Here is a 7,929-nt window from a genome sequence, read left to right on the forward strand (position 1 = left end):
TGCCCCCCTTGGGCCGCATGCGGCAACACCGTGCGGCCCGCACTCACGCGGCAAGGACCGAGGCGCCGCGCCCCAGACGGCTGGCTTGCGCCGGGTCACAGCGCCCACCCCGCCCCAGCGTCGTGTCCCCATCGCCGCACGTCCACCGCAACCCCAACCCCGGAGGCATCGCCATGGGCGAACGCGAACACACCTATTACCGTACGCTCTACGACCTGGTCCGCGTCATCAACTCCAGCCTTGAACCGACCACCGTGCTCGACACCATCGCCAAGCAGGTGGCCGACGCCATGAATGCCAAGGCCTGCACCCTGCGGCTCATCGACCGACGCGGCACCACCCTGCTGGCCAGCGCCGCGTGGGGCCTGAGCAAGGGCTACCTGCGCAAGGGCCCCATCGAAATCGCCAAGAGCGGCCTTGACCGCGAAGTGCTGGCGGGCAACGTGGTTCACATCCAGGACGTGGCCACAGACCCGCGCTTCCAGTACCCGGAAGCCGCCCGCGCCGAAGGGCTGGTGTCCATCCTGGTGCTGCCCCTGCTGGTGGACGGCAAGGCCATCGGGTCGCTGCGCGTCTATTCCGCCGTTGCCCGCAACTTCACCGAAGAAGAAGTGGAATTCGCCGGTGCCATCGCCAACCTCAGCGCCATCGCCATCGAGAACGCGCGCATGCACCAGGCGCTGAAGACCGACTACGAACTGCTCACCGCGTACAACAACACCATCCACGAACTGTAGGAGAACCCCCGATGACCAAACTCCGCATTGCCATCAACGGGTTCGGGCGGATAGGCCGTCAGGTGTTCAAGGCCATCCTGGACCGTTACCCCGACACCATGGAAGTGGTGGCCGTCAACGACCTGTACGACGTGGCCACCAACGTGCACCTGTTGCAGTTCGACACCTGCTACGGCCGCCTGAAGGTGGACGCCGAAGTGAAGGATGGCAACATCCACGTGGGCGACTGGGTCGTGCACAACTTTGCCGAGCGCGACCCCAAGGTGCTGCCCTGGCGCGACCTGGGTGTGGACATCGTCATCGAATCCACGGGCATCTTCCGCACCGGGCCGCAGTGCAGGGCGCACATCGACGCCGGGGCCAAGAAGGTGATCATCACCGCGCCCGCCAAGGAAGAAGACCTGACCATCGTGCTTGGCGTCAACGACGCGGACTACGACCCGGAAAAGCACCACGTCGTGTCCAACGCCTCGTGCACCACCAACTGCCTGGCCCCGGTCACCCTGGCGCTGCACAAGGCCTTCGGCATCGTCAAGGGCGTGCTGACCACGGTGCATTCGTACACCAACGACCAGCGCATCCTGGACCTGCCCCACAAGGACCTGCGCCGCGCCCGCGCCGCCGCGCAGAACATCATCCCCACCTCCACCGGGGCGGCCAAGGCCGTGGCCAAGGTCATTCCCGAGATGAAGGGCAAGTTCGACGGCATCAGCCTGCGCGTGCCCACGGCCACGGTGTCCATCGTGGACTTCGTGGCCGAGCTTGAAAAGCCCACCACCACCGACGAACTGCGCGCCACCCTGAAGGCCGCCGCCGAAGGGCCGCTGAAGGGCATCATGGCGTATTGCGAAAAGCCGCTGGTGTCGTCCGACTTCATTGCCGACCCGCATTCCAGCATCGTGGACGCCGAGTTCACCACCGTGATGAACGGCGACATGGCCAAGGTGCTGGCATGGTACGACAACGAGTGGGGCTATTCCTGCCGCGTGGCGGATCTGGCCGCGTTGATGGCGAAAAAGGGGCTGTAGCCTCGAAGCAAAAAAAACAGCAAAATAACACTGTTAAGCACACCCCCACCCTCGCAGCATAACATCTGCGAGGGTGGGGTTTTTTGCACTTCGCGGCGAAACATAAAACCAACCGATACTTAATTTTTATGCTTGATTTTCATTTTGACTTAAAGTATTCACAGAGAAACGCTAACCACTTAATCGGAGCGCACATGCCGCGGCAAGAAAAAATTCCATCCATTTTCCGCACCAAGCTCGAAGCTGAGATTATCCCCGAGCTCATTGAAGCTGGTCAACGCGTACTTGCCTCCTACGAACAGGATACAGAAAACTATTCTAATTACATGATTGGCTGTTGCTGCTGGGACAACGTTTTCACTCGGCTTGAAAGAGTTTGTGCAACCAGCGATTTCTTCCATGGCATTCCACACAAAAAAGTTCTCGAAATTAACGCCGCGGCTGACGGTGTCCCAATTAGCTTTTACGTATCCCGCGTTGCTCCGGAAACTCGCATCCCCCCCTCGGGGCGGAGCATCAAACGCGTCCTACAGGGCCAGCTTTTCCTTTCTGAAGAGTTAAGCCATTTCATGACGGACAAGGGCATTTACACACTGGGATACGACATCAGCGCAGAACAAGGCTTTGGAAAAATTACTTTCGACCTACTCACCCCAGTCGGGCACAATGCATATCAAGCCGAAACAATCTTTACATTCGACGTAGACATAAATAGTGGCACCTACAAAAACGTAACACCTGAAGAGATCACAAGAAAACAAATCATACGAATTTCTCACAGAGACTTGACAAGAGAACTGGGCTCCCCCAAAAAGCAGCGGGCAAAATAGAGGCGAGGCGACGACGCTTAAACGCTCCGGCCCGTTTCAGAAGCGCAGAATATACGGTGGAGTGATCCAATGAGTGTCGAGAGTTCCCTGCACTATTATTTCCAGCACGTAAGCCCGGCACGAATCAGCATGGCCCGTGAAAGAGCTGGACTGACCAAAAAAAAATTAGCTGAACTGCTCGACAAGAAGCCTAGTGCGGTTACCCAATTTGAATCTGGGAAATCCGGGTTAGCCTTTGAAACATTCACGCGCCTCGTGCAGGCCCTCAAAATCCATCCAGCCTATTTAACGACTCTACTCCCCGAATCTCCGCAACTAAAGATTGAGACATGCCACTTCCGGGCGAATAGATCTGTCACGCAAGCAGAACGATATCAGGCAGTTCGCTATGCACAAGACGTACTAGCCATTTACAGGGCTCTTGAACGACGCGGCGTCACATTTCCCGATGTGGCATTTTCAACTTATGAAGGCCCAGAACTCTCCGAGAGAAAAATCGAGGAATACTCGATAACCGTCCGGAAAAATTTAGGCCTAGGCCTAGGCCCTATCTTGAATATGGCCGAACTCCTAGAGAGTATCGGTGTATTCATTATATTATTGCCTTGCGAATGTGCAAAGCTCGACGCATTTGCCACATGGATTGATGACAGACCGTGTATAATGATCACGGCGGACTCTCCCGCAAGTCGAATGCAATTCGACTACGGTCACGAATTCGCCCATATACTGCTCGATGAAAATAGAAGTTCAGGGGACCCCCTCACAGAGAGAATCGCCAATCGATTTGCATCAGCATTCCTTATGCCTTACCCAACATTCTCAACTGACTGCCCCAGAAAATTCTCACTTTCTGTATTTATTTCTGTTAAAGATTTTTGGCACACATCTATTGCCGCATCGATGTACAGAGCTCGCCAGCTCGACATCATGTCAGAACGAAATTACAGAAGTGGTATCATATCATTAACTCGTGAAGGCTACAGAAGGAGTGAACCCAAAGAATTCGACAGACCCCTCCCTACGTCGCTGGATCAAGCCCTTCAACTTGTTTCATCAGACACAACAATATCTGACTTAGCAAATGAAATAGGACTATACCAAGAGCAGCTTATCGATGTTCTCAAAACTCAAGGAATCAGTAGCGAGACCATCTCTTCGCTGTCCCCAGCTCCACAAAAGGCAAAAATTATCAATTTCCCTGCACGGTAAAAGCACCACCACGAACAACAGCTAATCCACATCAAAAGTCACCGCCGCCGGAACGCCGCCAGATATTCCTGATTGCCCTTGGGGCCGGTAATGGCAGAGGGCACCACGCCCTCCAGGTCCAGCCCCAGCGCATCGCGGCAGTACGCCACCACCTTGTCCACGGCAGCCTGCCGCAGGACCGGGTCGCGCACCACGCCCTTCTCGGTCTGCCCCGGCCCCACCTCGAACTGCGGCTTCACCAGCGCCACCACCCGCCCGCCCGGCTTCAGCCATTGCAGGCACGGCGCCAGCACCAGCGTCAGCGAGATGAACGACACATCCGCCACCACCAGGTCCACCGGCTCGGGAATCAGCTCCGGCGGCGCGGTGCGCAGGTTGGTGTGCTCGTGCGAGACAACCCGCGCGTCGGCCCGCAGCCGCTCGTGCAGCTGGTTGTGCCCCACGTCCACGGAATATACCCGTGCCGCCCCGTGCTGGAGCAGGCAGTCCGTGAACCCTCCTGTTGACGCCCCGGCATCCAGACAGACGAAGCCTGTCACGTCCAGCCCGAAATACTCGATGGCGGTCAGCAGCTTGTATGCCCCGCGCGAGACGAAACGCTCGCGCCCGAACAGTTCGAAGCGCGTCGTCACCGGGTACTTGTGCCCCGGCTTGTCCACCTTCACGGCCCGTTCGGGCGTCTTCGCCAGATCCGGCACGCCCGCGTCGCCGTCCCCGTCCTCGTCGCCGTCGCCCTCCGGCAACACCACCACCTGCCCGGCCATGATCAGCCGCTTGGCCTGCTCGCGGCTTTCGGCCAGCCCGGCCTCGAACACCAGCTGATCGGCGCGTTCCTTCTTCGGAGGGCGCGCGGGGCGGGGGCGCGGGGCCACGGAGGCTTCACCGGAAGCGCCGGAAACAGCCTCGTCCATTCCGGGCGCAGTCGCCCCGGCGTTTTCCGCCGGCGTGGCGGGTTCATCCTTGCGAACATCAACGGGACGGGACATGCGGTACTCGTCATGCGCGGCATGGCCACGCGGAAAAAGAGGAAAAGAAAACCAGCGACTGCCCGGACAAAAAACTTCTGTGCACGTTGCCACGGCCCTGACCGGCGCAACCTTGACAGCGGCACGCACCCGGCATACCTGTTGCCTGCGCCTGCCCGCCCTGCCCCGATGCTCGGGGCGCGGCGATGGGCAGACTACACGAGGCCCGGACGGCCCGCAACGCCGTCACATCGGAGGCCTTGCCAAAACGGGGAGATGGGCGTATCAACTTGCGTTCCGATTTTCCCCACGAGGAGTCCAAGATGAAAGACAACATCCATCCCACCACGTTCAAGGCCAAGATGACCTGCGCGTGCGGTTACGAAGCCGAAGCCCTTTCCACCAAGGGCGAAGTCGTGAACGTGGAAATCTGCTCGCAGTGCCACCCGTTCTACACCGGCAAGCAGCGCTTCGTTGACACCGCCGGTCGCATCGACCGCTTCCGCAAGAAGTACGCCAAGTTCGGCGAAGGCAAGTAGCCTGCCTTCCTCGGGCGGTGCGCACACGCGCGCCGACGTCGATTTTTCCTCCCCGGAGGGGTTCGCCCTCCGGGGAGAAATCTTCATTGCCATCAGCCGCAAGGGGTACAGCATGGGCGCAATGGGCAGGACACGGGCCACCGGCGTGACCGGTGCGCTCCGCGCGGCGTTTTCGCATTTTGGCCGTGCCTGTCGCGTATTGCCCGCGGCGCTGTCCCTCGCGGCGGACACGCCCTGCACCATCGGCGGCCAGGCCGTCATGGAAGGCGTGATGATGCGCAACGGCGAGCGCCTGGCCCTTGCGGTGCGCCTGCCCGACGGCGAAATACTGGCCGAAAGTCGCCCGTGGTACACCCTGTCGTCCGCTGACTGGCTGAAACGCCCCTTCGTGCGCGGCTTCCCCACCCTGGTGGAAACCCTGGTCAACGGCATCAAGGCCCTGAACCGCTCGGCCGAACACGCCGCCCAGGGTGAGACCGGCGAGGAACTGAAGCCGTGGCACCTTGCCGTGACCCTTGCGGTGTCGGTGGCCCTGGCCCTTGGCCTGTTCGTGGTGCTGCCGCACATGTTCTCGCTGGGCATGAAGTGGCTGGGCCTTGGCGGCGACGTGGAGGGGCTGTCGTTCCACGCCTGGGACGGCCTGTTCAAGTTCGCCATCTTCATCGGGTACATCCTGTCCATCTCGTTTTTGCCGGACATCCGCCGGGTGTTCCAGTACCACGGGGCGGAGCACAAGGTGATCCGGGCCTTCGAGGCGCGCGGCGACGTGACGCCCGAAACCGCCGCCATCCACAGCCGCCTGCACCCGCGCTGCGGCACCACCTTTCTGCTGTTCGTGCTGTCCATTTCCATCATCCTGCACGCGGTGCTGGTGCCGTTGCTGCTGGTGGTGTGGACGCCCGACGGCGCGGTGACCAAGCACGCCGGGACGGTGCTGTTCAAATTTCTGCTGATGGTGCCCATCAGCGCACTTGCCTACGAGGCCATCCGCTACGCCGCCCGCCTTGGCGACGGCCTGCTGGGCGCGGCGCTGCGCGCCCCCGGCATGCTGCTGCAGATGCTGACCACCCATGAACCCGACCGAGACCAACTCGAAGTCGCCATAGTGGCCCTGCGCGAGGCCCTGGGAGACGCCGCCCCGGCAACGGTGCGCGCGCCCGCCTACCGCCATCAGGCCCCCGCAACGGAGTAACGGATGTTCGCCAAGCTCGAGAACCTGGAACGCCGCTTCGAAGACCTAGAGCAGCAGCTTGCCTCGTCCGAGGTCTTCAACGACCAGGACCGCTACCGCAAGCTGACCAAGGCCCACGCAGACCTCAAGGAAGTGGTGGACGTGTTCCGCCGCTACAAGGAACTGCGCCAGAACCTTGCCGACAACAAGGAACTGCTGAACGACGGGGACCCGGAAATCCGGTCCATGGCGCAGGAAGAAGCCAAATCGCTTGAGGCGGCCATTCCCGAAATCGAGCAGGAACTGCAACTGCTGTTGCTGCCCAAGGACCCGCTGGACGAAAAGAACACCATCGTGGAAATCCGCGCGGGCACCGGCGGCGAAGAAGCCGCCCTGTTCGCGGCGGATCTGTTCCGCATGTATTCCCGCTACGCCGAAATCCGTGGCTGGAAGGTGGAAATCCTGAGCGCCAACGAATCGGACACCGGCGGGTACAAGGAAATCATCGCCCTTATCGTCGGGGACAAGGTGTACAGCCGCCTGAAGTTCGAATCGGGCACCCACCGCGTGCAGCGCGTGCCCGCCACCGAATCGCAGGGCCGCATTCACACTTCCGCCGCCACCGTGGCCATTTTGCCAGAGGCCGAGGAAGTGGACGTGGAAATCCGCCCGGACGACATCCGCATCGACGTGTTCCGCGCGTCGGGCGCGGGCGGCCAGCACGTCAACAAGACCGAATCGGCGGTGCGCATAACCCACATGCCTTCCGGCATCGTGGTATCCTGCCAGGACGAGAAGTCGCAGCACAAGAACAAGGCAAAAGCCATGAAGGTGCTGGCGTCGCGCCTGTTGCAGGCCGAGCAGGACCGCCAGCACAACGAGATGGCCGCCGACCGCCGCTCGCAGGTGGGTTCCGGCGACCGTTCGGAACGCATCCGCACCTACAACTTTCCGCAGGGCCGGGTGACCGACCACCGCATCAACCTCACCCTGTACTCGCTGGACCGGGTGATGGAAGGCGAGGCGCAGGCCCTGTTCGACGCCCTGTCCACCCATGCCCAGACCGAGGCGCTGAAGGCCCAGGCCGACGTGCAGTAGGCTGCGGACACCGAGTCAGGGCACGAGAAAGAGTGAGCATGAAGACGGCCCGTCGCGCAAGCGGCGGGCCGTTTCGCGTCCAGTCACCGTTCTGCGTTTCCGTCCCTGATGCGAACAACAGCACGTCCAGACGGCCAGCCCGGCGATGGCTGCGTGCCCGCAGCCACAACACCGCACGGCCTTTTCGCGGGCCTTCCCCCACCCACCGCTTGCGGCGCGCCCCCGGCTGCGCTACTGCTCGGCCCCATGAGCGACCACAGCCCCACGACATTTCCCGACACTGCCAGGCAGGACACGGCTGCCGCCCGCGCCGCCCTCATCCCGTTGTCCGCTGCCGCGCCGCAGGGCC

Annotated in this window: 8 protein-coding genes; 7 read left to right on the forward strand and 1 reads right to left on the reverse strand. The window is 61.2% G+C overall.

All coding sequences use genetic code 11. From position 1 onward, the window contains the following. Nucleotides 1–173 precede the first annotated feature (173 nt). The 4 genes from FVW27_RS02810 to FVW27_RS02825 all read left to right on the forward strand — a co-directional run bounded on the left by FVW27_RS02810 (nucleotide 174) and on the right by FVW27_RS02825 (nucleotide 3,807). Nucleotides 174–737, forward strand: a complete 564-nt coding sequence (locus tag FVW27_RS02810; protein WP_167122566.1) for a GAF domain-containing protein — start codon at nucleotides 174–176, stop codon at nucleotides 735–737. A gap of 11 nt (nucleotides 738–748) precedes the next feature. After that, nucleotides 749–1,765, forward strand: coding sequence for a type I glyceraldehyde-3-phosphate dehydrogenase (gene gap / locus FVW27_RS02815; protein WP_167122568.1), 1,017 nt, complete (start codon nucleotides 749–751; stop codon nucleotides 1,763–1,765). A 194-nt stretch (nucleotides 1,766–1,959) separates the two neighbouring features. Continuing rightward, nucleotides 1,960–2,595: a hypothetical protein gene (locus FVW27_RS02820; protein WP_167122570.1), complete on the forward strand. Its 636-nt coding sequence runs from the start codon at nucleotides 1,960–1,962 to the stop codon at nucleotides 2,593–2,595. Between the two features lie 129 nt (nucleotides 2,596–2,724). Continuing rightward, complete coding sequence (locus FVW27_RS02825; RefSeq protein WP_167122572.1) at nucleotides 2,725–3,807, forward strand: XRE family transcriptional regulator; 1,083 nt, start codon at nucleotides 2,725–2,727, stop codon at nucleotides 3,805–3,807. Between the two features lie 38 nt (nucleotides 3,808–3,845). Here FVW27_RS02825 and FVW27_RS02830 read toward each other — a convergent pair whose 3' ends face one another. Beyond that, entirely contained in the window at nucleotides 3,846–4,679 is an 834-nt protein-coding gene (locus FVW27_RS02830; RefSeq protein WP_167122578.1) for a TlyA family RNA methyltransferase, read from the reverse strand. Between the two features lie 416 nt (nucleotides 4,680–5,095). On the opposite strand from FVW27_RS02830, the gene rpmE reads away from it, so the two are divergent. The 3 genes from rpmE (at nucleotide 5,096) to prfA (ending at nucleotide 7,580) form a co-directional block, all read left to right on the forward strand. Beyond that, nucleotides 5,096–5,311, forward strand: a complete 216-nt coding sequence (gene rpmE / locus FVW27_RS02835; RefSeq protein ID WP_167122574.1) for a 50S ribosomal protein L31 — start codon at nucleotides 5,096–5,098, stop codon at nucleotides 5,309–5,311. 259 nt (nucleotides 5,312–5,570) lie between these two features. Next, the gene (locus FVW27_RS02840) at nucleotides 5,571–6,503 is read left to right on the forward strand and encodes a DUF1385 domain-containing protein (protein WP_167122580.1); all 933 of its coding nucleotides are present in this window, start codon (nucleotides 5,571–5,573) and stop codon (nucleotides 6,501–6,503) included. A 3-nt stretch (nucleotides 6,504–6,506) separates the two neighbouring features. Further along, nucleotides 6,507–7,580: a peptide chain release factor 1 gene (gene prfA, locus FVW27_RS02845; protein WP_167122576.1), complete on the forward strand. Its 1,074-nt coding sequence runs from the start codon at nucleotides 6,507–6,509 to the stop codon at nucleotides 7,578–7,580. Nucleotides 7,581–7,929: the final 349 nt, after the last annotated feature.

It is taken from the genome of Nitratidesulfovibrio liaohensis (genome assembly GCF_011682075.1).
In the GTDB taxonomy this organism is placed as follows: domain Bacteria; phylum Desulfobacterota; class Desulfovibrionia; order Desulfovibrionales; family Desulfovibrionaceae; genus Cupidesulfovibrio; species Cupidesulfovibrio liaohensis.

What these genes read in the sequence shown, in the direction of transcription:
- FVW27_RS02810 (WP_167122566.1), top strand. Translation starts at nt 174, where the DNA reads ATGGGCGAACGCGAACACACCTATTACCGTACGCTCTACGACCTGGTC.
- gap (WP_167122568.1), top strand. Translation starts at nt 749, where the DNA reads ATGACCAAACTCCGCATTGCCATCAACGGGTTCGGGCGGATAGGCCGT.
- FVW27_RS02820 (WP_167122570.1), top strand. Translation starts at nt 1,960, where the DNA reads ATGCCGCGGCAAGAAAAAATTCCATCCATTTTCCGCACCAAGCTCGAA.
- FVW27_RS02825 (WP_167122572.1), top strand. Translation starts at nt 2,725, where the DNA reads ATGGCCCGTGAAAGAGCTGGACTGACCAAAAAAAAATTAGCTGAACTG.
- rpmE (WP_167122574.1), top strand. Translation starts at nt 5,096, where the DNA reads ATGAAAGACAACATCCATCCCACCACGTTCAAGGCCAAGATGACCTGC.
- FVW27_RS02840 (WP_167122580.1), top strand. Translation starts at nt 5,571, where the DNA reads ATGGAAGGCGTGATGATGCGCAACGGCGAGCGCCTGGCCCTTGCGGTG.
- prfA (WP_167122576.1), top strand. Translation starts at nt 6,507, where the DNA reads ATGTTCGCCAAGCTCGAGAACCTGGAACGCCGCTTCGAAGACCTAGAG.